Source organism: Levilactobacillus sp. FUA 3915 (assembly GCF_044053135.1).
In the GTDB taxonomy this organism is placed as follows: Bacteria; Bacillota; Bacilli; order Lactobacillales; family Lactobacillaceae; genus Levilactobacillus; species Levilactobacillus lanxiensis.
Genome location: NZ_CP168704.1, coordinates 87,346 through 111,309 on the forward strand (window position 1 = coordinate 87,346; position 23,964 = coordinate 111,309).

19 protein-coding genes and 1 other annotated feature are annotated in these 23,964 nt (G+C 49.9%); of the genes, 6 read left to right on the forward strand and 13 right to left on the reverse strand.

The genetic code is table 11. From position 1 onward, the window contains the following. Positions 1–506 precede the first annotated feature (506 nt). The 7 genes from ACEPST_RS00815 to ezrA all read right to left on the reverse strand — a co-directional run bounded on the left by ACEPST_RS00815 (position 507) and on the right by ezrA (position 11,628). Positions 507–3,173, reverse strand: coding sequence for a valine--tRNA ligase (locus ACEPST_RS00815; protein ID WP_203646117.1), 2,667 nt, complete (start codon positions 3,171–3,173; stop codon positions 507–509). Positions 3,174–3,240: 67 nt separating this feature from the next. Beyond that, positions 3,241–3,454 (reverse strand) — a binding site (T-box leader). 23 nt (positions 3,455–3,477) lie between these two features. Further along, complete coding sequence (tpx, locus tag ACEPST_RS00820) at positions 3,478–3,987, reverse strand: thiol peroxidase (protein WP_203639291.1); 510 nt, start codon at positions 3,985–3,987, stop codon at positions 3,478–3,480. 193 nt (positions 3,988–4,180) lie between these two features. Continuing rightward, positions 4,181–4,342 (reverse strand): hypothetical protein, encoded by a 162-nt coding sequence (locus ACEPST_RS00825; RefSeq protein ID WP_204121411.1) that lies wholly within the window; start codon positions 4,340–4,342, stop codon positions 4,181–4,183. 188 nt (positions 4,343–4,530) lie between these two features. Then, a complete protein-coding gene (locus ACEPST_RS00830; RefSeq protein ID WP_204121412.1) occupies positions 4,531–7,074 on the reverse strand; it encodes a M1 family metallopeptidase in 2,544 nt (847 codons plus the stop codon). Between the two features lie 257 nt (positions 7,075–7,331). Next, on the reverse strand, positions 7,332–8,549 hold the full coding sequence (gene thiI, locus ACEPST_RS00835) for a tRNA uracil 4-sulfurtransferase ThiI (protein ID WP_203646118.1): 1,218 nt from the start codon (positions 8,547–8,549) through the stop codon (positions 7,332–7,334). Between the two features lie 20 nt (positions 8,550–8,569). After that, entirely contained in the window at positions 8,570–9,715 is a 1,146-nt protein-coding gene (locus ACEPST_RS00840; RefSeq protein WP_204121413.1) for a cysteine desulfurase family protein, read from the reverse strand. A gap of 176 nt (positions 9,716–9,891) precedes the next feature. Next, positions 9,892–11,628: a septation ring formation regulator EzrA gene (gene ezrA, locus ACEPST_RS00845; RefSeq protein WP_204121414.1), complete on the reverse strand. Its 1,737-nt coding sequence runs from the start codon at positions 11,626–11,628 to the stop codon at positions 9,892–9,894. A gap of 187 nt (positions 11,629–11,815) precedes the next feature. Between ezrA and ACEPST_RS00850 the strand changes: the two genes are divergently transcribed. Next, positions 11,816–12,286, forward strand: coding sequence for a GAF domain-containing protein (locus tag ACEPST_RS00850; protein WP_395390458.1), 471 nt, complete (start codon positions 11,816–11,818; stop codon positions 12,284–12,286). Positions 12,287–12,484: 198 nt separating this feature from the next. Continuing rightward, entirely contained in the window at positions 12,485–13,090 is a 606-nt protein-coding gene (rpsD, locus tag ACEPST_RS00855; RefSeq protein ID WP_203646121.1) for a 30S ribosomal protein S4, read from the forward strand. A 62-nt stretch (positions 13,091–13,152) separates the two neighbouring features. Here the strand turns inward: rpsD and ACEPST_RS00860 are convergent, their stop codons facing one another. From ACEPST_RS00860 to ACEPST_RS00870, 3 genes are all read right to left on the reverse strand, one after another. Continuing rightward, positions 13,153–13,575, reverse strand: a complete 423-nt coding sequence (locus ACEPST_RS00860; protein WP_204121415.1) for a hypothetical protein — start codon at positions 13,573–13,575, stop codon at positions 13,153–13,155. 147 nt (positions 13,576–13,722) lie between these two features. After that, a complete protein-coding gene (locus tag ACEPST_RS00865; protein WP_204121416.1) occupies positions 13,723–14,769 on the reverse strand; it encodes an AI-2E family transporter in 1,047 nt (348 codons plus the stop codon). Between the two features lie 84 nt (positions 14,770–14,853). Continuing rightward, the gene (locus tag ACEPST_RS00870) at positions 14,854–15,453 is read right to left on the reverse strand and encodes a DUF1054 family protein (RefSeq protein ID WP_203646124.1); all 600 of its coding nucleotides are present in this window, start codon (positions 15,451–15,453) and stop codon (positions 14,854–14,856) included. Positions 15,454–15,528: 75 nt separating this feature from the next. Between ACEPST_RS00870 and ACEPST_RS00875 the strand changes: the two genes are divergently transcribed. The 4 genes from ACEPST_RS00875 to ACEPST_RS00890 all read left to right on the forward strand — a co-directional run bounded on the left by ACEPST_RS00875 (position 15,529) and on the right by ACEPST_RS00890 (position 19,689). Next, positions 15,529–15,984 (forward strand): YueI family protein, encoded by a 456-nt coding sequence (locus tag ACEPST_RS00875; protein ID WP_204121417.1) that lies wholly within the window; start codon positions 15,529–15,531, stop codon positions 15,982–15,984. 43 nt (positions 15,985–16,027) lie between these two features. Continuing rightward, positions 16,028–17,278, forward strand: a complete 1,251-nt coding sequence (locus ACEPST_RS00880; RefSeq protein WP_204121433.1) for a replication-associated recombination protein A — start codon at positions 16,028–16,030, stop codon at positions 17,276–17,278. Positions 17,279–18,826: 1,548 nt separating this feature from the next. Next, entirely contained in the window at positions 18,827–19,114 is a 288-nt protein-coding gene (locus ACEPST_RS00885) for a hypothetical protein (protein WP_204121418.1), read from the forward strand. 95 nt (positions 19,115–19,209) lie between these two features. Continuing rightward, on the forward strand, positions 19,210–19,689 hold the full coding sequence (locus ACEPST_RS00890; RefSeq protein ID WP_125766025.1) for a universal stress protein: 480 nt from the start codon (positions 19,210–19,212) through the stop codon (positions 19,687–19,689). Positions 19,690–19,798: 109 nt separating this feature from the next. Here ACEPST_RS00890 and ACEPST_RS00895 read toward each other — a convergent pair whose 3' ends face one another. The 3 genes from ACEPST_RS00895 to ACEPST_RS00905 all read right to left on the reverse strand — a co-directional run bounded on the left by ACEPST_RS00895 (position 19,799) and on the right by ACEPST_RS00905 (position 23,896). Further along, positions 19,799–20,659, reverse strand: a complete 861-nt coding sequence (locus ACEPST_RS00895; protein WP_203646126.1) for a helix-turn-helix transcriptional regulator — start codon at positions 20,657–20,659, stop codon at positions 19,799–19,801. Between the two features lie 416 nt (positions 20,660–21,075). After that, positions 21,076–22,680: a glycerophosphodiester phosphodiesterase gene (locus ACEPST_RS00900; protein ID WP_239064516.1), complete on the reverse strand. Its 1,605-nt coding sequence runs from the start codon at positions 22,678–22,680 to the stop codon at positions 21,076–21,078. Positions 22,681–22,753: 73 nt separating this feature from the next. Beyond that, the gene (locus ACEPST_RS00905) at positions 22,754–23,896 is read right to left on the reverse strand and encodes a D-alanine--D-alanine ligase family protein (protein WP_203646127.1); all 1,143 of its coding nucleotides are present in this window, start codon (positions 23,894–23,896) and stop codon (positions 22,754–22,756) included. Positions 23,897–23,964: the final 68 nt, after the last annotated feature.

Consider the following 23,964-nt stretch of genomic DNA (forward strand, 5'->3'; position numbering starts at 1 on the left):
CCTTCCAGCTTTAAAAATTTACTTCTTAAATCACAAATACATACGAAATATCCGTCACACAAAACATAAACTCATGACTCTAGTCAGCATCGTCGCTAGTCTGGCTGTAAAACATCTAATCCCTTCACCAAGCAACGTAGTAAGTTAGTTCACCGTACTTAATCAATTTTACAGAAAACAAAAACCGGCACCAACTACTCATGAAGAGTCGTTGGTGCCGGAAATTTTAGTGATTTAAGAACTGTTCTGAAAACAAAACCCCCAGAGCAATCAGTCAACATAAGGAACAAACTAGATGGGTACGCCAGTGTAAGCCGTGAGGGTGGCAAAAATGGACTCAGCCGTGGGAATTCTCTTAACGGCGTAGTCGTTTAGAGAATTGGTGTCTTTGAGACTCGAACTTAGAGGCTCAAAGCAAGTCCGAAGACCGCTCTTTGGCTTCGGGCGTCCGCCCACAGCGTCACGGTCCATTTTTGCCACCCGGTAAGGCGCTGGCAAAAACCAATCTAGATTTGGGCCTTGATGTCGGCGAGGCGTTGCTTGGTGGCGGCTAACTTCTTCTCGTTATCCGCTTGCTTTTCCCGTTCAGCGTTAACCACGTCTTCTGGCGCGTTAGCCACGAAACGTTCGTTGCCTAACTTCTTGGTTGCCCGGTCAACTTCGGCCGTGTACTTGGCAACTTCCTTGTCCAAGCGCTTAGCTTCGTCGTTCAAGTCGACCAATTCGGCCAATGGCACGGAAACTTCGGCACCCGAGATCACGGAGGTCATGGCCAGCTTTGGTGCAGTCACATCAGCGCCCATTTCAAAGCCCTTTGGGTGAACGAACCGGTCGATGTAGTCGCGGTTGTTTTCAAAGACACTTTGTAATTGGGTATCGCTGGTCTTAATCTGCAGGTCGATTGGCGTGGACATTGGCGCGTTGGCTTCGGCCCGGATGTTCCGGACAGCCTTGATCAAGTCGATCAGGCTCGTCATGTCGTTTTCTGCCGTGGCGTTGTCAAATTCTGGGTGGTCGACTGGGTAAGCCGCCGTGACCAGGGATTGACCGTCATGTGGCATGGCTTGCCAGATGGCTTCCGTCACGAATGGCATGATTGGTTGCAGCAGACGTAAGGTTTGGTCTAAGACGTAAGCCAGCATGTCTTGCTTGTTGGCCTTAGCAGCGTCATCGTCGCCGGTCAGGACTTCCTTACTCATTTCGATATACCAGTCACAGAAGTCGTTCCAGATGAAGTTGTAGAGTGAACGCCCAGCTTCACCGAATTCAAACTTGTCAAACATTTCCGTAACGTGCTTAACCGTATCGTTCAAGCGGCTTAAGATCCACTTGTCGGTCAGGTCCCACTTGTCAGCGGCTGGCACAACGGGCTTGGTGTTCTCGCCCAAGTTCATGATGACAAATCGACTGGCGTTCCAGATTTTGTTGATAAAGTTCCAGGCGGCGTCCATCTTGTCATAGCTGAACCGGACATCTTGGCCGGCCGTTGAACCGGTAGATAAGAACCACCGCAGGGCATCGGCACCGTACTTGTCGATAACGTCCATTGGATCGATCCCATTGCCCAAAGACTTACTCATCTTGCGACCGTCTTCGGCCCGAATCAACCCATGTAAGAGCACGTGTTTGAACGGCTTCTTACCGGTAAATTCAAGGCTTTGGAAGATCATCCGGGAAACCCAGAAGAAGATGATGTCGTAACCGGTCACCAACGTGTCGGTTGGGAAGTAGCGTTTGAAATCAGCGCTGTCTTCGTTTGGCCACCCCATCGTGGAGAATGGCCACAGGGCACTGGAGAACCAGGTGTCCAAGACGTCAGGGTCTTGTTCCCAGTTTTCAATATCCTTAGGCGCTTCTTCGTCAACGTAGACTTCACCAGTCTTCTTGTTGTACCAGGCTGGAATCCGGTGGCCCCACCAGAGTTGACGGGAAATAACCCAGTCGTGGACGTTTTCCATCCATTGGGTGAAGGTGTGTTCGAACCGTTCTGGCACGAAATCAACCGCGTTGTCGCCCTCTTGGTTCTTGATAGCGGCTTCGGCAAGTGGCTTCATCTTCACGAACCATTGGGTAGACAGCCGGGCTTCGACTTGAACCCCGGTCCGTTCAGAATGCCCAACGGAATGGACGATTGGGTCAATTTTGATCATTAACCCTTGGTCGTCTAAGTCCGCAACCATGGCCTTACGCGCGTCGAAACGGTCCATCCCAGCATACTTGCCGGCGCGGTCGTTCATCGAAGCATCTTCGTTCATGGTGTTGATCCGTTCGAGGTTGTGACGGTTACCCACTAAGAAGTCATTTGGATCATGAGCTGGGGTAATCTTAACCATCCCAGTCCCAAAGTTGATATCAACGTATTGGTCAGCGATGATGGGAATTTCACGATTGGCTAATGGCAAGATAACCTTCTTGCCCACTAAGTCCTTGTACCGGTCATCGTCGGGGTTAACGGCAACGGCGGTATCACCCATCATGGTTTCAGGACGGGTCGTGGCAATTTCAATGTAATGCTTGCCGTTAAACGTGTAGTCTGGGTCGGCAAATGGGTATTTGACGTGGTAGAACGCACCCTTGTCGTCCTGGTGAATAACTTCGATATCAGATAACGCGGTCCGGGCTTGTGGGTCCCAGTTGATGATGTATTCGCCCCGGTAGATCAGGCCCTTCTTGTAGAGGGTAACGAAGACCTTCTTAACGGCGTCAGATAAGCCATCATCCAAGGTAAACCGTTCACGGGAGTAGTCCATGGACAGCCCCATCTTGGCCCATTGCTTGTGGATGGTTGCGGCGTATTCGTCCTTCCATTCCCAAACCTTGTCGACAAATTTTTCCCGACCTAAGTCGTAACGGGTAATGCCTTGTTCACGTAAGCGGGCTTCCACCTTGGCTTGCGTAGCGATACCGGCATGGTCCATCCCCGGAATCCAGAGCGTATCAAAGCCCTGCATCCGCTTTTGCCGAATGATCATGTCTTGTAAAGTCGTGTCCCAGGCGTGGCCTAAATGCAGCTTCCCGGTAACATTTGGTGGCGGTAAAACAATGGAATAAGGCGTGGCTTTCTTGTCACCACTGGGTTTGAAAACATCTTCATCAAGCCAAGTTTGGTACCGACCTGCCTCAACGGCGGTTGGGTCATACTTGGTTGGCATATCAATTTGCTTGTCAGCCATTTAAATCAATTCCTTTCTTTCTGGCGAAGTTAACGTTTGACGGGACAAAAAAATCTCCGTCCTAAAAAATTAGGACGAAGATTCTTCGCGGTACCACCTAAATTGGGCGTTTATGCCCCACTTAACTTCTTTGTTAACGGAGAGTGCTCCGGTCCGGGCTTACTGTTGGTTCAGCCCGGCAGCTCGCAAGCTACGTTCACGTATAGCCATCCACCGGTTTCCAGCAATTCCGGCTCTCTGCGAGGATGTTCTAACGCTACTGACTTGTTCAACGCTACTTTCACATAGTTTACGCAATTTTAGCCTAAAGGTCAACTCGTGAGACTAATTTTTCCAGCGCATCGATGGCGGCCAGGTAATCTGGTTCTTCCGTTTGTTCCTTGACGATTTGACGGTAAACAATCTTGCCGGCGTCGTCGATGATCCAGATGGACCGTGCCAGGTTCCCCAGGTTCGGAACGTACAGACCCATTTCGTAGCCAAACGACAATTCTTCGTCAGACAACAAATCAACGTTCTCAACGCCCTGAGCGGCACACCAGCCGGTCTGTTCCGCGATTGAGTTATTTGAAATCGTGGCAAACCGGGCATCTGGATAGTGATCCGCTTGCTGGGTAAACTTCCGTGTCTGAATCGTGCATACTGGTGTATCCAGGTCAGGCACAACGCTGATCAAAGTAACTTTCCCAACTAAATTAGCCGTCTTAACTTTGTTATTGTCTTGATCGAATACCTTAAACTTTGGTAACTGATCCCCGACTGCTGGCAAGGTGCCGGACAGTGAGAATGTATCGCCGAGTCGTGTGACTTCCACGCAGATCAACCCCTTCAAGTTGTTTATCGGCCTAACGCCGATTGATTGCTTCAATTATCACGCAACATAGGGGGTCCTGACAAGCGATTTGAGTTAAAATCACGAAAAAGACAAAATTGCGTTTTAACCTAGACCGAACCGGGAATATCGTTGCTGTGGCAAGGACAGAAAATTTATGATTAACCGTGATTCGCTACCGCTTGCTGAGCCAGTTGAACAGTCCCCACTGAACCACGTAGACCAGTAAGACGATTGCCCAGAACAGGCCGTAATTTCCCTTCACTATAAAAATAGCTACCAGTAAAATCAATGATAACGTTAGATTAATGAGCCATTTGGCCTTCTGGTGGTTCACCGTCGACTCCTCCAAAATTTTCTTTAGATTACTCGTTCAGCTTACCATGCTAACAGCTCATCTCAAAGTAATTTCGCCTATAAATATAGTATAAAGTTAATTATATTTATAGGTGTCACTAACACTGTTAAATTCTATCCTAATTCAAACTAAAACGCCCTAAGACTGTGCCCAGAGCGCTTGGGTATTTACCTTAATGTATTAACCTGCTTAGAGATTTCCGCATTAACCGCTTCTCGCTCGCCTTCCACCAATTGCACACTACTTTCAATCGTCGTGAACCCAATCGTAATGTTTCGGGCCAATCCTGCATGTTGTCGCTTAGAACCAAAAAACGCTTTAAACTCAGCCAAGCGATTGGCCGTATGGAAGGTCTCCGCCGTTAATGTAATCACGTAGGCCAACTGCGCCTCCCCACCTAAAGTCTTTGCTAGCCAGTACCAGCTCTCTCGTAACCAGTCCCAAGCCAGTTGTTCCCCCTGTGGGTTAGACAATAAGCCGCTATACCAAAACAAGCTATCTTGTGGCTTGACCACGTTAACATCCCGTAAATAGGTCACCAATTGCGCTAACATTTTTTTGTCTGACGTCGCCAATAATGCAGCCCCCAGGTCCTTTTGATAATTGGCCTCAGTCGCTTTTTGATAGCCAGTTAGGAATTTCTCGAAAAGTTCTGAACGGCAGAAATTAACCATTTCATTTCTTAAAATGTGCTTCCGCGTGGTCGCCGGTAAATCAATCAAATGCGCATGATTTTTGTCAAACAACTGGTGCGCTGTGGCAATGGCTTCTCCGTCTTCCCCATACAAGGCCGCCCGAATCACCATCGATCTCACGACTTGGTCATCCAGCGTGTCTGTTTCTTTCGGCTGCCAGCCCAATCGTGTGACCTGTTTCGTACTTAATTTCTTAAAATACGATTTGAGCTGTTGCTCTTCTGGCGAACCAGGTGTGACAAATCGTTTCAAGCTATTCGCAATGTCGTAAAGAATGGTCAACACGTTGGTTGCACGACTATCTGCAAACCTAGGTAACAGGGTCACTAACTCAGCATAGGAAAGTTGACCACCTTGCGCCAACAACTGTAAGTCTTGTAACAACTGGCGCTGGGCCGTGTCATCCAGTGACGCCACATTTGCTAAAATATCCGCCATCAGTGTCTCATCATACTTCACAACGACATGTGACTGATTACCCACGTTCAGACGCAAGGGTTGTCCATTGGCCTGTCGACAAGCCTGATAGTCAGCCACAGCAATTTCTTTTTGCGCCATGAGCGCTGGTACTTCTGGATAATTGCTTGCCAACGGGATTTTCCATTGACGACCATGGTCGGCCCCTTGTCCAATGAAGAACTGCTGTTGCGTGATGTGTACTTGATTATCGCGCAATGTCACCGAAAGAACCGGATACCCCGGCTGTTCCAACCACGGCACCATGATTGCCGCAATATCTTGACCAGAGGCTTGACTCAATGCTGACCACAAATCAGCGCCAATGGCATTAGCATACTGATGCGCCGCAAAGTAATCTTTTAAACCTGTGCGCAACGCTTGATCTCCAATCAGCTGACGGGCCATCGTCAACAAACGTGCACCCTTGGCGTACACAATCGCAGAATCAAAACTAGATTCAATCTCAGCTGGATTTGCAACCTGAAAATGAACCGACTGAACACCATCCGTCGCGTCCCGTTTCAGCGCCATCGGAACATCATCCGTCTGAAACATATTCCAAGCGTCCCACTCCGGCTCCAGTGCGTCGAGCGCCACATACTCCATCATATTTGCAAAACTTTCATTGAGCCACAAATCATCCCACCAGGACATTGTGACCAGGTCGCCAAACCACTGATGAGCTAACTCATGGGTAATCACGGTTCCCACAAACATTTTTCTATCAAATGTGACGTTAGCCAAATTGAGTAGTATCAGCTCTTCTCGGTAGGTCACCAATCCCCAATTTTCCATCGCCCCCATCGCAAAATCAGGCAAGGCCACGTGCCAAGAGTGTTTGAGGGGATAGGGTGTTTGAAAATAATCTTCATAAAACGTAATCGTACGGGTCGCAATCATCAAGGCAAAATCGAGTTCGGCCGGTTGATGGACCTTCGTCGCAAATATACCTACTTGAACACCACTCTTGGTTGTCGCCATTTTCTTTTGCAAATCGCCGAAGACAAACGCAATCAGGTAAGTTGACATCCGTAATGTTTGTTCAAAATAATGGATTCCCTGCTCACATTTAAGCTCGGGCATGTTACTCAAAATCGTCTCGCCCGCATGTTCATCGTATTTAATGGCCAGACTGAAGGTTGCTTTGGCGGCTGGCTCATCGACACAAGGAAATGCTTGCCGAGTGGCGGTTGCTTCGAATTGCGTCCCCACCAGTTGTTTCTTCTGGCCATTTACTTCGTAATAAGAAGGATAAATCCCCATCATCGTATCAGTCAGCTGTGTTGTATATGAAATAGTTAACGACACCGGTCCAGAATGGTCCAATGTCACCTGTAATAATTCGGTTTCATCATCAGTGACAAAAGCTCTCGACTGACCGTTCTCCGTGACTGTTAGGATCTTCAAGAATTTCTGGTTAAGCAAAAGCTGATTTTCGCTGGCGTTTCCTTGCACGATAACTGTCCCATTAATTTTCTTGGCCTCACGGCTGATGTCCAGCCGAATATCATAATGTTCCGGTTGAAATTGTTGTACTAAATGAACGCTACTAGTCATTTGTCCGCCTCCGTTTTGATAGAAAACAACTGTTAACGTAATCCCCTTTATCAGACTATAACACCTTAAAGTATATCCCCTCCTTTTGAAGGTATAAATTTCATCTGATTAATCCATTGCTAATCCCAACAAGGATTCCAGCACTAGTTTCTATATAGCAATTTCCGTTCACAAAACCACTAATGTCATTCGCCAAAAATCATTACAAAAACAAAAAAAGGACCATGCCAACCGGCACAGCCCCTCTCAAATTCTGGTTAAAGTAATTCTGCGAAGACATCTTCGTTTTGGTTCAGGTAGTTGTCCCCTGGCCGGATTTCCGTTACGGTAATCCCGTCGAGTGCTTCCTGCATCAAGCCCTCCACGTCAATGTACCCTTCGTACTTCCGGGACTTTTCCAAGTCGGGATGCGTCTTGGGTGCTGGTGGCGTGAAGATGGTACAGCAGTCTTCGTATGGCAAGATAGACAGGTCATAGGTGTCGATATCTTCGGCAACCTTGATGATTTCCGTCTTGTCCATGGACAGCAGTGGCCGCAGGATTGGCATGGACGTCACATCATTGATGGCCGCCATACTTTCCAACGTTTGTGAAGCCACTTGGCCCAGAGACTCCCCGTTAAAGATTCCCTTGGCGTGCCGCTTCTCCGCAATCGCTGCCGTCAACCGTAACATCAGGCGACGTTGGACCGTCATCAGGTAACCCTCGGGCACCTTTTCCTTGATGGTCTCTTGGATCTTGGTAAATGGCACCTGGATGAATTGAATTCCCCCAGAGTAGCCGGCCAACCGCGCCGTCAGTTCCTTGGCCTTGGCCAAAGCTTGTTCAGAAGTGTATGGCGGACTGAAGAAGTGCACCATATCAATCTTGACCCCACGACGAAGGGCGTAGTAAGACGCAACGGGTGAGTCGATCCCACCAGAAAGCATCATGACGGCCTTACCACCGGTCCCAACGGGCAGCCCGCCGGCACCATGAATCGTTTCGCCGGACAGGAAGACCCCGTTCATCCGCACTTCGACCCGTAACTCCAGGTCGGGGTGCTTCATTTGAACGGTCAACCCCGGAACGCCTTCAAGGACCGCATCCCCAAGGATCCCGTTCATTTGGTAGGTATCATATTCAAATTCTTTGTCTTGCCGCCGGGTGTTGATCTTAAAGGTCATGCCTGGCTTGAAGACTTCTTTGACCATGGCAATCGCCGTGGCTTTAATTTCGTCAATATCCTTATCAACCTTGACCGAAGGCGAGAAGTTTTCGATCCCGAAAACGCCCTTCAGCCGGTTCATAACGGCTTCTGAATCCGCCCCATTTAAGGTAACGTGCAAGCGGTCGTGTTGGGCCCGAATTTCCAGACTGTCAAACGTGCTGAGCGCCTTGCGGACATTTTGCCCCAGCTGCTTGATAAAGTCTTTCTTGTTCTTCCCTTTCGTTGACAGCTCGCCGTAACGGACCATAATTTCGCTGTATTCCATTGCGCGACCCCTTTCGTGATTTAGCTTAACTTGGCAAACTGCGTGTACAGTTCATCAAAGACTTGGTTAAATTTTTCGGCTTCCGCCATGGTGTTGTGTTCGTCCAATGAAATCCGCACGGCGCTGGTGGCAATCCCATCGTCGACCTTCATGGCCTGCAGCGTGCTGGATTCGACGTGCTTTTTAGAAGAGCAAGCACTGGTCGTTGAAATGTAGATGTCGTGTTCCTCAAAAGCATGCACGATGGTTTCACCCCGGACGCCGGCAATCGCAAAGCACAGAATGTGGGGAGCGAAGACGGGCAAATCCTTAGAGAAAATCGTCACGTTCGGGAAGCTCTCGACGTGGTGTAAGATGGCCAACCGAATCTCACGTTGGCGCTTGACCTTAGCGGATTCATCGGCCAATAACAACCGTAAAGCCTTGGCCATAGCGGCAATGGCGGGCAGGTTTTCGGTCCCGGAACGCAGATTCCGTTCCTGACCCCCACCGGCCATCAGTGGCGTAATGGTCCGACCTTGGCGTTTGTACATGAACCCGATACCGCGAGGCGCATGGAACTTGTGCCCAGAGAACGTCACAAAGTCGACCCGGTCGTTAAAGATCTTGTCGGCTAAGCCCTTCCCAATCCCTTGAACCGCATCGATATGCCAGTGAATCCGTGGGAAGTCCCGCAGGACATCGGCGATTTCATCGAGGGGTTGGATGGCCCCAATTTCATTATTGACGGCCATCGTGGACACCAGAATCGTGGTGGGCTTGATAGCGGCCCGTAAGTCCGCAGCGGACACCCGGCCATTTTCATCAACGGGCAGGTAAGTGACTTCAAAGCCTTCCTGCTTCAGTTGTTCCATGGAATTGTGCACGGCTGGATGTTCCACTTCGGTGGTGATCAGGTGGTTCCCAAATTCCTTCTTAGCCATCGCGGTACCCTTAATGGCCCAGTTGTCGCCTTCGGTACCCCCACTGGTGAAGAGAATTTCACTCAGCTTGGCACCAACCAGGTCAGCGATTTGCTGGCGGGATTGTTCTAACAGGTTGAATGCCTGTTCACCAAATTTGTGCAAACTTGATGGGTTCCCCCAGTAATTCTGGCTGACCTTCGCGTAAGTATCAACCACTTCGGGCGCTGCCTTGGTGGTTGCACTGTTATCAAAATAAATCATGCTGAACCCTCTTATCTTCTTCTATTGGTTCGACTCCGATAGAAATTCTTTCTCATTATAAACACAAATCCAGCGAACCACAAGCCTTTGCCCCCTGGGCATTTCGTTGAAAGGGGTTTCACTTTGACCGAAAAAAGAAGCCTCACTGGATGGGGTCCGAGTGAGGCTTTCTCGATTTAATTGTTGTCTTCTAACCGTCGCTTGGGCTTAGCCGTTCCCTTACGGTCGTAGTAGGCGTCTTCTAAACGCTTGTATGACCCGGGTTCAACTTCGTTCAAGACCGTCGCAATCGTTTCCAGGGCCTGAGCGTATTCGAACTTCTTTTCAAATAAGTTCTCGGCCTTTTGACTAGCCTCGGCCACGTTATCGTGACTGGTCTGGTAACGGTTCGCATACTGTAACAGTTGTTCGGCTAATTGTGAGCTGTCAATCAAATCATCCGTCTTTTCCTGGAGCGTGTCCAGGTCCGTTTGGATGATCAATAACTGCTTGGTGATCCGCTCCATGTCAATCTGGGGCTGATCCATATCGGTCGCCAGTTGGGCCACTTCATCCCGCACTACAAAGAAATAATCCAAGTAGGCTTGGGGAATGCCGGGCAGATTCAGGTTCTCAACTTGCCGCCGCAAACTGTGGAGGTTGAAGTCAAACTGTTGTAAGGTGTCACGCGCCTGCCGCTCTTCGTCGGCCAACCCGGCCACACTCTTCAAAATGTCTGCCTGTTGTTCTTCGATTTGCTTGAGTTCCTTCTCCTGTTGATTCTGGTGTTCCAGCACCTGGGAGAACGTGGCCGTCTTACCGGTCAACGCCTGAACATCTTGTTGGTAAATGCCATCGATGCCCCGCAGCTGTTCGTTCAACTCCCGGGCCGTTTCCAACTCCTGGTGGTCCAACGTATAGTTCTGGCTCAACCGATCCAACTCATTTAACAGGGAGTGGCTTTGGTTTTGCGCGTGGGCAATGAACTTGGCAACGCGGTCCAGATTCGTTTCAACCGGGTCCTTGGCGTCCATTTCCGTTTGCATCAGGTCGTAAATTTGGTCGATTTGTTTAGCAATCCGGTCATTGACGACCTTCGCATCCTCGGGCCGCAAATCATTTAATGTGTTTAAATTATCTTTGACATGTTCTTCAGCGTCATGAATCAGGCCGGGAACATCTTGATCACCGAATTGATAATGTTCGTTACTCAGCTGTTGGAAGCCACCGGTTAGTTCTTTGATTTGATCCGGGTAAACTACGGTCAAATCCTTATATAATGGCGGAATGGCTGCAATCAAGTCTTCCAAGTTTGTCGTATCCTCTTGGAGTTGGGTCAACACGTCCGCAGCCCGCTCGTGGTCCCCTTCTTGGGTCAAACGGGTAAACGTATCAAAGTTCCCCTCAAGTTGGCCTAAGCGTTCCTCTAAGCCATCAATGCTGGGGCCAAACGCAAAGTTTTTAGCCAACAACGTTTTCCGCAGGTCTTGGTACTTCTTTTCCAAGTCGCGGACGGCTTCACGGTGTTGCTTATCAACTTCCTGTAAGCTGGCCAGTTTGGCCTGAACGTCTTGCACCAACTCGTCAGTCTGTTTAACCAGCAACGTAATCTTGGTCAGCCGCTGGCGCAGTTGTATCAGGTTCACACCACGTGAGTCCTTCAGTAATTGGGTCAATTCCTGGTCAATGCGCTTGAAACGGTTCTCAGTGATGTCCTGATAATCCGCTTGTAGTTGCTGGAACTGCTCCAAAGACTGGCCCGTCAGGCTTAATTGCCCAACCAGCTTCAGTTCATCCGCCAAGGGAATTGCCACCATCGACGCCTTTTTTGTGGTTAACGCAACAACTTGTTTGCGAATACGCTGCTGGTAAACCAGCACACCCACGTAGACGACAATCGCAAGTATCACGATTCCAATCAACACACCTACCATAATTGACCCCATCCTTCATCAGCATTTCATCATTTAACGAGTTGCAAAATAACTCGGTTCATTTTACAATTTAATCTAATTTCGATTATAGCATAAGTCACGCCTAGGCTTCACTACGTTTTCACGATTCCCTTAACGTTTTCCCTATATTCGAACATTTTATTCATTAAACTTTGGAGGCCTTTCTATGAGTGATGCAATTAATCCATTAATCACCGAACAAATTGACGCTTTGTTATATGAGGAAACGAACCTCGTCGCCAACCTATCCAACGCCGCTGCACTCCTCAAGCAAACCTTGACGGACGTGAACTGGGCGGGCTTTTACCTGTATCAGGCGGCCACGGACGACTTGATTCTTGGCCCCTTCCAGGGCAACGTCGCCTGCGTTCATATTGAAAATAACCACGGCGTGTGTGGCACCGCGTTAGCGACCCAGGAAGTCCAACGAGTTGCCGATGTCCACAAATTTGCTGGCCACATTGCCTGTGACTCTGCCAGTAATGCCGAGGTCGTCGTTCCCTTAACCTTGGCCGATGGCACGAAGCTGGGCGTCATGGACATCGACTCCCCCAGCATCGACCGGTTCAGCGCGGCAGATCAGGCCGTTTTGGAAGAATTCGCCCGGGTTCTGTTGAAACACGTTGACAAAGCATAGTACTTCAGGTTATACTGCTCGTTGTGTAAAATAATGCAGCGATAAGTGGTAAGCTCGTCAACAGATTGTTGCCGTTACATTGGTTCAGGAAGTAACCTGCGGCTGCATACGGTGAAACCTGCAAAGCAACCTGCACGAATACTAAACTTATATACAGCTTATTTTACTCCAAATAATATTTTATTGGAGGAACTATCTATGTCTCGTTACACTGGCCCAAGCTGGCGCCTTTCTCGTCGTTTAGGGGTATCCCTTTCCGGCACTGGTAAAGAATTAAACCGTCGTCCTTACGCACCTGGTGATCATGGTCAAGGACGTCAAAAGAAGCTTTCTGAATACGGTACGCAATTGCGTGAAAAGCAAAAGCTCCGGTTCACTTACGGCATGACTGAACGTCAATTCTACAACTTGTTCAAGCGTGCCGGCAAGATCTCTGAAGGTACCCATGGTACGAACTTCTTAATCTTGCTCGAACGTCGTCTGGACAACATGGTTTACCGTTTAGGTTTGGCTACGACTCGTCGTCAAGCTCGTCAATTGGTTAACCATGGTCACATCACCGTTGATGGTAAGCGCGTTGACATCCCTTCATACGAAGTCGAAGTTGGCCAAATCATCTCCGTTCGTGACAAGTCTAAGGACATGACTATCATCAAGGGCGCTGTTGAAGCCGTTGTTGGTCGTCCACAATACGTCGAATTCGACGCTGACAAGCTGGAAGGTTCCCTTACCCGCTTCCCTCAACGTGAAGAATTAGATGCAGAACTTGACGAATCTCTTATCGTTGAATACTACAACCGTTAAGATTAATTCTGACTGGTTTAGAAAAGGTCTCGCCTTTGGCGGGGCCTTTTTATTTTGGAAATTTATTTGTGAGATGACTGCCTGTAGACTGGCACATCATCGAATGCCCCTTTAATTCCTTTGAGTTGAAAATGATGGCCTTTTCTGACCAGTTTGTACATAATGTTTCTACCAGGCCACAAGCCAATCTTCTTCGCGTACCCTTTTAAAAAGTAGGTGTTCTTCGTGTGCTTATAAAAAGGATGATAAACCGTCACGGTCGGCATCCCCATATGACCAACGCCAAACTCATGCTTAGTAGCAGAAAAATCAGTCCATCCGATATTGACATGCTTATTTTGAACGCCCTTGTTATACCAGTCTCCCCGAACCGCTTTGGGCGTCCCCTTTTTCCAAGCAGATGCATTAACCGTTGTTGGCACGGTTAGTCCCACCCCTAGCAATGGGATAGTTAATGCAATGACCATCTTAGCAATTTTCATCATCTTTCCTCCATCCTGTTATGGGTTAAGTATACTGCTGGTAACACCGTGTTGAAATGATATTTTTCAAAGATAATCAAAAAGCGATGACCAGCTTCTCAAATTTAAAAGTCTGGTTATCGCTTATATAAATTTTATAATTGTTTCGCTTTACGATTTCTCAGCATTCTCTGCCGACGTCACCCGTTTCGGTTTCAACTGTACGTCGAACACGTCCAGGAAGAACGCCACCAGTGGCACCCCGACAATCAGACCCCAGGCGCCAAAGAGTTGTTCACTGACAATCAAGGCAATGAACGTCACGAAGATCGGCAGGTTCGTGGCGTTGGCCATTAACCGGGGATGCAGGAAGTAGGATTCAAACATGTGAATCAAGATGACCAGCACTAAGACCTCGACGACGCGAATCAGCCCACCAGTCAGGAAGGCCACGATGGTCAGCGGAATCAGGGAAATCAGCACCCCGGCAACCGGAATCAGTCCCAGGAAGAAGACCATAATCCCTAAAATCAGTAAGCTAGGCATCCCAATGATCCACAAGCCCAAAACCATCAGAATTGTGTTGATGGTACAGATAACCAGCTGCGTTTCCAATACCGTGCCAAAAATGTTCACGAATTTCAGAATCAACTGGCCCATCGGCACAAATAGACTGGCAAAACGACTCTTGGTAAAGGCGTGGACAAAGGTCTGCAGCTGAAATTTCGTCAGGTTAAAAATAAACCCGAAGAAGAACGCTAACAGTATCGTCTCAACGCCCGAACTGAAGCGAGACAACTGCCCCATCCCACTGGTCAGTAAGTTTTTTCCATTGCTGATGACCGACGCATTTTGCGACAGGTTCTTGATCAGTCTGGTCAACTCACTCTGCAACTGGGGATATGTATCAATTAATTTATCAATCGTGTTCGGCAGGTTTGAGGCCTCCGACACCAGCGGCGGAATGATCTGTGAAAAGGCCGCCACCAAAATTCCCAGAAACAACACGTACACCAGCAGTGTCGCCCACAAGTGATGCAGGTGCAGGTGCCGCTCGATGCCCACGATTGCGGCATTCCCCAGATAAATGAAGATCACCGTAAACAAGGCTAGTGACAAAAAGGCGTGCGCCTGCCACGCAATAAAAATCAGCAAGATTAACGCGATGTACATCATCGTCAGCGGGTTCTGCCACACCCGTTTTAGAAACGCTACCACAAAAACTCCCCCTTCAAGCTGGGGCCATGCCGCCAACTGGCGCATCCCCTGGTAAACTCCGATTATTTTGAGCTTACCGCTAAACTAAATCCGAATCAATTGATCATACAGCGGCAACAGTGCGCGCACCGTATCCTGAATCGTCTGGACCTGTTGCGCGGGCGTCCCCGTGAAGAAGTCACTGCCACGCAGAAAGTTGCGACCAACCTGCCACTCCGCGTGTTTCTGCGGCTGCATGCGCATCAGTTCTTGATAAGTCTCCCGCGTCAACGGCTGCCCACAATTTTTATCCGTGTGGTCCCCGCCGCATTCAAAACCAGCGGGCAACTGCATCACCGTATCCTCTTTGAGACTACTCAGTAAGGCCTGACGATTCTTGGCCTCCTGCAACACGGTCAACCAGATGAAGAACCGGTCGTCCCAGAACCCTACCTCAATGTGCGGCAACATTTTATACCCCCGTTTGGACGTACTAAATGCCACCCAGGTGTCTGGCGGTGGATTCTTAGACCGCCGGCGATGCAACGAGATGTGATCGTAGATGGGCACGGCCAGTTCAGCGAAAACGGGTGCGAGGTCCGCCACCGTTGCCGTAAACTTCGGGTCGATCTGCGCCCGAATCTTGCCCAATCGTCCGGGTAGCGTTTGGTCGTCCCACACGTGAAAATCTTGGTCCTGATACATGCTGAAGCCCCCTTCCTAAACGTCTTTTCTATTCCATGGTATACTTATGGGACTAACTTGAAAAGAGGGAAACCAATGGCTGAGAAGAGTCAAATGGAACAACATTTACAAAATTCTGTCTATGGGACACCGAAAATCAATCCTGACGAGCAACGCCATTACCTGGGCACCTTCCGTGAGCGAGTCTCACTGGCCATGACGATTGCTGAAGTCACCGACCGGCAAAGCCTGGATGCGTTCATCACGGAAATTTCTGCGCACCCGGACTACCAGGTTATTTTTAATGGTCACATTAACCAGACCGACCTCGCGCCCTACCTCAAGCTGGCGAGCCAACACAACCTCAAATTTACGATCAAACAGGACACCATCTACGGCGTCAATGATACAGACCTTGGCCTAGTGGTGGCCAGTGACGAGGCCATCAATCAAAATCCCATCAGCCTTGCTAAAAAGTATCCGGCCAAAACACCAACCGATTCAACGTCTGCACCTAAGAAAAATTGGTTCGATAAACTACTCGGCCACTAAGAAAGGAGTCTCATTTTTGGCACAACAACCCTTAGCCTACCGCATGCGGCCCCAGCGCCTCGAAGACGTCGTGGGCCAACAGGACTTAGTCGGTCCCGGCAAAATCATTGCCCGCATGGTGGCGGCTAAACTACTATCTTCTATGATTCTCTACGGGCCGCCGGGCACCGGGAAGACCAGCATCGCCAGCGCGATTGCCGGGTCGACGAAGTATGCCTTTCGCAAATTAAATGCGGCCACCGATTCCAAAAAAGATCTCCAAATCGTGGCTGAAGAAGCCAAGATGAGCGGCACCGTCATCCTGCTCCTGGACGAAATCCACCGACTGGATAAGACCAAGCAGGATTTCCTGCTGCCACACCTGGAGAGTGGACGCATCATCCTGATTGGAGCGACCACCGAAAATCCCTACATCAACATCAACCCGGCCATTCGGAGCCGGACGCAAATTTTCGAGGTCCACCCGCTATCGCTAGACGACATCAAGACCGCGCTTCATCGTGCCATGGCCGACGAGGTTCGCGGACTCGGCAAACTCAACCTAAACGTTGACGACGAGGCCTTGAACTTCATGGCCGGTGCCACCAATGGTGACTTGCGGAGCGCATTGAACGGTCTCGAACTGGCCGCCCAGTCGACGCCTCCAGCCGACGATGGCGAGATTCACGTGACGCTTGAAGTCGCCGAGGCCTGTTTTCAGCGTAAGGCCCTGGTCGGCGATAAAAATGGTGATGCCCATTACGATGTCATTTCTGCCTTTCAAAAATCCATTCGGGGTAGTGATACCGACGCCGCGCTCCACTACCTGGCTCAACTGGTGGCAGCTGGCGACCTCCCGTCTATCTGTCGGCGCCTGATGGTCATTGCTTACGAAGACATTGGCATGGCCAATTTGCCAGCCGCCGCCCGTACGGTTCAAGCCGTACAGGCAGCCCAACAATTAGGCCTGCCAGAGGGGCGCATCCCCCTTGCCGACGCGGTGATTGAGCTCTGTCTGTCACCAAAATCCAATTCCGGGATTGCGGCCGTGGATGCCGCCCTGGCCGATGTGATGAACGGACACAACGGCGCGGTCCCCGACCGATTGAAGGATGCGCATTACAGCGGCGCAAAAAAATTAGGTCACGGCAATGCTTACCAGTTCCCCCATGACTTTCCGGGTGACTGGGTCAAACAACAATATTTACCCGACGACCTTAAGCACGCTGAATACTATCACCCCAAGACTAATGGCCGTTTTGAAAGTCAGTTGGCCGAACAATATCGGCGTCTTCTGCAAGCAAACCGACAGTGACTAATTGAAATTTTAATATTTATATGCTACTATACAGATGGTTCTAAGGTGTACGCGTTGTCTCACTACAAGTTGCCGATCAAGTAATCTATAAACGGGATCGCAAAATGCTGGAAAAGATGACATGCCTTTTCACTTGGAAGTCAGACGTTCTAGCTAGCTTTCCCCCCTGCATTGTCATCGCGGGTCAACATGACTAGACAATTAACGGCACCACTTAGATCATCCAAAGCTCTGCTTTGAAGGCCATTCCTTTGAATGGCCTTTTTCTTTTGTCTTCGTTGTCCTTGACCTGTTCTACTGGTTCGGTTCCGGGTCACCTGCGGCTGTCAGGCATTCCGCCTGCTATGGGGAACGGTCCCAGCCTGTGGTGCGGTCTGGAACCTCGCCTTTGAGCCCAAGGTACGGTCTCAAAGGTCGTCCCGTGCTCTAGGCTGAGTAACCCCCTCAGCCAAGACCACCGACACAGCTGACTCCATGTCTGACCTCCTCCGGTAACCCGGAACCACGCACTAAAACAGTCAGTCAATTTCAATTCTCTAAGTCTCTGCTGATTATCCAGCGAGCTTCACCGCATTGAGATTATCCTTCTAGCTTTCTTTAAATGACGAAAAAACTTTCCATAGTTCAAAACTAAAGTATCTTTTCCAATCCACCCACAGCGTTAGGGTAACCACCCTAACAGCCGTAGAATCAACAAGGTTCACGTGTCTCAAAGGTCATCCCGTGCTGTAACGACTAACACCACCGAGACAGGCAGCTGCGTAACTGACCTCCTCCGGTTACACGGACCCCAGCACCTGACCAGACGAGCGTCATAGCCGTCAAAGGACCAGTCGCATCAGACTTTTACTCGGAACGCATGTATAATCACCACTGCTAATCAGCAGTATATAGTATGCCCTCGCATAACATAAAGTTTCATTATCCCATCACACAAATGTGGTAACCTCCGGGAACTCAGCAACATCAGTTGAGAAACCAACTTACGCAGAAGAAAATCCTCACGGTTGTGGCGCTCACAATTTCAGCCGTGAGGGCAGAAAAAATGGACTCAGCCGGGGGAATTTAATCCGTGGACTCGCCACAGATTAAATTGGTGTTTTTGAGACGCGCTCTATGAGGCTCAAAACAAGTCTGGAGACCGCTCTTTGGCTCGGGACGTCCGCCCCTCGCTTCCCAGTCCATTTTTTCTGCCCAGTAAAGCGTGGTAAAAATCCAGCTTCCCCAGAAGAAAAACACCACGTGATTGTGGTTAACCCACTATATCAGCCGTGAGGTCGGCGAAAATGTGCTCAGCCGTGGGATTCTTCGAGGGACCCACTCGAAGAATGGCGTCTTTGAAACACGTGCTTTTCGTGGTTCAAAGCGAGCTTCAAGACCGCTCTTTGGCTTGGAGCGTCCTTCCCCAGCGTTCCGGCACATTTTCGCCGACCGGTAAGGCGCGGTAAAAAACCAAAGTAATCCCCACAAACCCGTGGTGATTTTAAGGGCTGAATCGGGTATACTTAGTCACACAGTACCGAATTTTTAAGGAGGACCCATCTCTTGGCCATTACGATTTTAATGATTTGTTACACCCTGCTCGCTCTTGGTATCGGCTGGTACTTTTACAGTCACCGGAACCGAGCTTTCCTAGTTTTCCATCCCGAATCATCCCCAGCACTCAGCCGGGTTCTCAACGTCGGCGGCATCCTGATGATATTGATTGGGATCGTCTCCGCCGTTGCCACAATTATGAATAATACCATTTTTATTTCCGGTGTCTTGCTAGTGGGGGTCATCGTGGTGATCACGCTGCAACTCATCCTCGCCCACTGGCTGCCCAAGGGGTAACCGGTTACACTTTTCTACGATTTTTCACCATTTCGCTTTTTATTTGCCGACAAATAACGTATGATAAGAGTATAAAGTAATGAGAGGTGAACAATATGTTACAACAATACAAGCACATTTTAGTCCCAGTTGATGGTTCCTACGAAGCCGAATTAGCTTTCAAGAAAGCGGTCGCTGTGGCTAAGCGTAACGATGCTGATTTACATCTCGTTCACGTTGTTGATACGCGGGCTTTCCAAAACATTTCCAGCTTCGATACCAGCATGGTTGAACAAGTCACGGAAACGGCAAAGAAGACGCTGGACAAGTACGTGGCTGATGCGAAGGCTGATGGCCTGCAAAGCATCGACTACGCCATTGAGTATGGGGCACCTAAGACCATTATCGCACGGGACGTTCCTCGGGATAATGACACTGATTTGATCATGATTGGGGCAACTGGTTTAAACGCCGTTGAACGCCTCTTGATTGGTTCCGTTACCGAATACGTTACTCGGACCGCTGTTTGCGACGTTATCGTCGTTCGGACCGACCTGAATAACCAACCGGCTAAGGTTACCCACCCCGAAGCTTAATTTAATTTTTGATGATTCCGCACGTCGCTGTTGATCAGCGGCGTGTTTTTTTGCGCAAAAAAAGACCGGCTACCGAATTCCTCCGATTGCTGGTCTGCTAAATTTTAACTTAATCTGCGAACACGGATGAACCTGCGGCCGGTGCCAACCGTTCCTGTAAAGGAATGTTGTGCGTCACCAGGGCCAACGTCTTGGCAATCATCAGACTGCGTTTGGCGGCCGTCTTGGCCATCAGAGCCTGTTCTGCCTGTCCCTTGACCTCGTACAAGACATCGATCAGGTAAAGCGAGGCTTGGCGTTTCACGGCCTCTAAGGCGGACTCAACACTTTCAACCACCAGTTGGGGTTGTTGGAGCGTCAAATACATTTGGGCAATCTGATAACGCGCCCAAACCAGGCGTTTGAAATCAATCTCATCGTGCCACTCGAAATCATCAAGGTAGCTAACGGCCTCACCTAAGTAGTAACGGGCCTTGTCCAGTTCCTCACGCTTCAAGTACGCAGCGGCCATCCCCACGTTGCCCACGATGGCGTACAGGTCCCAAGGCATCTGGTAAGACCGGTGCAGTAACAGGTTGAAGTGAAAAATCGCTTCGTCTGGCCGGCCATGCGCCCCGAGTTCAATGAACCCGCGGTAGTAATGGTACCGTTCACGATCAAAGGCCGTGGCGACCTCATTCATATCGATCTCTTCTAGGGAATCCGCCGCCGCGGTATAGTCACTCCGCCGAATTGCCAAGGAGATTTCATCAAATTGTTCGTCCATGCTACTGCCCACCCCGGCCAACACGTCCGTTAAAGACACGTTGAGTCGGCGGCAAACCTGCAACATGATCTTAATGCTTGGAATCTTGTTCTTCTTTTCCATCAAGCTTACGGTTGCCTGCGTGCAGATTCCGTCAGCCAGTTCTTGCTGTGACATGTTTTTTTGTTTTCGATATTGCTTAACTTTATTCCCTAATAACCGCATCTGCTCTCTCCCTCACGTACTGTAACGCTGGTCAGTTGCCAATTCTGATAAAGCCGAACATTACGTTTGAATCGCGTTGACTGAGAGCTCTAGCCGTCGACGCTCGTTAACTAGAACTCTTCCCCTGGAAAAATAATGGCCTAGTCCGGTTCCTTTATCATTAATACTAATAATAAGGGATTTATCACGGAATACAAGAAATATGCCAGTTTATTAAGGAACTCTAATCTGTCTAGGCCATTTTATCATTCTAATATAAAAAGAATTATAAACGGCATCTTTAGCCGGATATAATTCTCTAATTAGTTGATTTCATTCGTTTATTCGTCAATAACTCTTTTCGCACAATAGCCGTTAATCAGCTTAATGCTTACGCTTGTGCACGACACTGGCCGAACTAGAACTAGCCTCACCCACTACAGGTAACTGAACACAAAGTTCTGCAGTACCGCCCACCAATTGGCCGCTGGCCGTTGCTGAGACACGCCCCGCAGCCGGGACAGCTCATTGGTGATCTGACCATCCGCCCCCAACGCCCACATGCGCGTCATAGCGCTCCGGGAATCCGGCGTCCACAGGTAGGCCTTCGCCCCCAATTGATGTGCCGCCAGAATAAACTGCTGGCTGACGGAGATCCGTTGAAAGGAGTAAAAATCGGCCGGAATCGACGACGGCGCCACCCAGTTAAACGGTGTAATGTAGCCCACGCGTAACTGTGGCGTGGTCCGCTTCACCTGGGTCACCACCCGGTAATCCAGCGAATGAACCGCCGAGTGATCCGCCGCCAGCCGTGGGCCATACGCCCGGGCAAACCGTGCCGCCATCCCCTTGGAATCCGCTGGGGTCGTCTTAATTTCCACCAACAAGGGCTGATGCAAGCGTTCTGCCGTCCTGAGGTAGGTCGACCAACTCACCAAGTGGTCGTGATAGCCATTTTCGTGGACTGTCAGCCGTTGCAGTTGGGCTAGGGTCAACGAGTGTGGTGTCACGTTACGACCCGCGAGAGTGGCTAAATTTTCATCGTGAAGCACCACCCACTGATGATCCCGGGTCTCGTGCAGGTCCATTTCCACGTAGGTCGGGTGCTGACGGCTGACATAGCGCAGGGCACCCAACGTATTTTGGACGCCGTGACCATGATCCACCCCCCGGTGACTGATCAGGGCCATCTGGGAGAACTGGGGTGTTTGATAAATGGCTTGGGTGCTGACGCAGGCCGCGGCAAACACGGTCACGCCTACCAGCGCGCCAATCTGTCGACGGGGACTACAGGGACTGGTAACGGGTGGCTGCCCGCACCAGCTCCACACCAACGTGATGATGCTCAAACCGGTGACCAGTAACAAGCCCAATAAAATCAGGCCGAGCGACCCCCAGGCGAGAAAACGCGCACTCCCGGCACCTAGGTGCCGGCCCCACCACCAATTTAAGCCGACAAGTAGTTCTGCCCCAATCAGCCAGGTCAGTGTTAACCCCGCGGTGATCAATAGTGCACCCACCATCTGCCGTAGGGTTCCGGGATGGCTGATTTGCGGCGTCAACCGGCGAAAATGCCGTGGACCCCACAGGAGGCAATACCCCGCCACGACCACATAGATAATGATGACTACGATACCCACCGGCCGGCGGTGTAACCCGACAGCGTTGACCCACATGGCGGGCACCGGCAAGCGAACCAGCAGGCGACTGCTCAGTCCCCAGAGACCAAACGGTACCGTCAGGATGATCAGGCCCAGTTCTACGAACAACCAGGTCCCCTTGTTGCGCCAAACCAGTTGCCAGCTTTGCCAGGCGGCCGGTCGGCGACCAATTAGGGTCAGGGCCAACTGTGTTAATTGCCAGGCGCCCACTATCAGCGTCAGTAAAATCAAGACGATACCGGCAACGCTCCACCCCGGCACTTGCCCCAGTAACCGCAACCCGGTAAACAGCAGAACGGCGAGTCCCCACCCCAACGCCAGGTTTGGGCCTTGAATGCCAACCGTCCACGCCCGTTTCAGTTCATTTCGCCAAGACCGCACACCGGTCCACCCCTTTCCATCAAAAAAAGCCGGTCAGAACGTTTCCGCTCCGCCGACTTTCTCATAAAATCTGTTAGTTCTTTGGCTTGTAAGTTGATGCCGCTGAATGGTCATCCAACGGAATAAAGTCATAGGCCAATTCGTCTTGGTACTTAAACTCATCTAAGCCCAATTGAATCAGACGGTCGATCAAGTCGGCATAGCTGATGCCCGTTGCTTGCCACAATTGTGGGTACAGGCTAATGTTGGTGAACCCAGGTAAGGTGTTGACCTCACCGACGTAGGGGACGCCATCCTTGGAGACCAGGTAATCAATCCGGGCCATCCCCTTTAAACCAAGCGCAGCGTAGGTGTCTAAGCCCATCTGCGTGATTTCAGCGGTCAGGTCAGCGGATAATTTAACGGGCACTTCAAAGGTCACGCCACTAGCGTCCACGAACTTGTTGTTGTAGTCGTAGAAGACGTCTGAATCTGGTACCCGAATGGCCCCGAGCTTGGAAGCTTGTGGCTTTTCGTTACCCAAAATGGAAATTTCGACTTCTTCAGGACCGTCGATGGTTTGTTCCACTAAGACCTTGTAATCGTACCGGAAGGCGTCAGCGATGCCCTCGTCGAATGCCTTTTCGTTACCTGCCTTGTGAATCCCCACTGATGAACCCTGGTTGGCTGGCTTGATGAAGACGTTGTCGCCCAATTTTGCTTGAACGGTCGCGTAATCGTAGTCGTCGCGGTTTTCCGGCGTTAAGACCAAGTACTTGGTATTGCGGATGCCGTGCGCGGTCAAGACCTGCTTCGTCATATCCTTATCAAAGGCCACGGCCGATGCTAAGACGCCACTCCCCACGTAAGGCTTTTTCAGTAACCGGAAAAGCCCCTGGATCGTACCGTCTTCACCCAAGTTACCATGAATAATTGGGAAGAAAACATCGATGTCCTTTGCTTGAGATAAATTCCAAATGGGTGCCAATGGGTTGGATGCGTCTACTTTGGTTTGTTCCTCGGCTGCCACCGTTAATTCGTCCTCGCCATCAAAGACGCGACGAGATGCGGCATCGCTCAAAACAAAGCCGTCCCGGGTCAGTAAGAATAAACTAACATCGTAACGGTCCTTGTCCATTGCGTCATAAATATTGTGTGCTGAACGCTTAGAGACGTCATGCTCCGAGGAATTGCCACCGAATAATAGACCTACGTGTAACTTGCTTTTCGTTTCCATGTTGTCACTCATCCTATTCGTATATATTTCGGTTAGCCTTCAGTATACCATTTCTCGAAATAATTGAG

Excerpts from the sequence above, each read along its gene's own strand:
- ACEPST_RS00815 (WP_203646117.1), bottom strand. The coding sequence starts at position 3,173 with ATGGCTGACAAGCAAATTGATATGCCAACCAAGTATGACCCAACCGCC.
- ACEPST_RS00830 (WP_204121412.1), bottom strand. The coding sequence starts at position 7,074 with ATGACTAGTAGCGTTCATTTAGTACAACAATTTCAACCGGAACATTAT.
- thiI (WP_203646118.1), bottom strand. The coding sequence starts at position 8,549 with ATGGAATACAGCGAAATTATGGTCCGTTACGGCGAGCTGTCAACGAAA.
- ACEPST_RS00840 (WP_204121413.1), bottom strand. The coding sequence starts at position 9,715 with ATGATTTATTTTGATAACAGTGCAACCACCAAGGCAGCGCCCGAAGTG.
- ezrA (WP_204121414.1), bottom strand. The coding sequence starts at position 11,628 with ATGGTAGGTGTGTTGATTGGAATCGTGATACTTGCGATTGTCGTCTAC.
- ACEPST_RS00850 (WP_395390458.1), top strand. The coding sequence starts at position 11,816 with ATGAGTGATGCAATTAATCCATTAATCACCGAACAAATTGACGCTTTG.
- rpsD (WP_203646121.1), top strand. The coding sequence starts at position 12,485 with ATGTCTCGTTACACTGGCCCAAGCTGGCGCCTTTCTCGTCGTTTAGGG.
- ACEPST_RS00860 (WP_204121415.1), bottom strand. The coding sequence starts at position 13,575 with ATGATGAAAATTGCTAAGATGGTCATTGCATTAACTATCCCATTGCTA.
- ACEPST_RS00870 (WP_203646124.1), bottom strand. The coding sequence starts at position 15,453 with ATGTATCAGGACCAAGATTTTCACGTGTGGGACGACCAAACGCTACCC.
- ACEPST_RS00875 (WP_204121417.1), top strand. The coding sequence starts at position 15,529 with ATGGCTGAGAAGAGTCAAATGGAACAACATTTACAAAATTCTGTCTAT.
- ACEPST_RS00880 (WP_204121433.1), top strand. The coding sequence starts at position 16,028 with ATGCGGCCCCAGCGCCTCGAAGACGTCGTGGGCCAACAGGACTTAGTC.
- ACEPST_RS00890 (WP_125766025.1), top strand. The coding sequence starts at position 19,210 with ATGTTACAACAATACAAGCACATTTTAGTCCCAGTTGATGGTTCCTAC.
- ACEPST_RS00895 (WP_203646126.1), bottom strand. The coding sequence starts at position 20,659 with ATGCGGTTATTAGGGAATAAAGTTAAGCAATATCGAAAACAAAAAAAC.
- ACEPST_RS00905 (WP_203646127.1), bottom strand. The coding sequence starts at position 23,896 with ATGGAAACGAAAAGCAAGTTACACGTAGGTCTATTATTCGGTGGCAAT.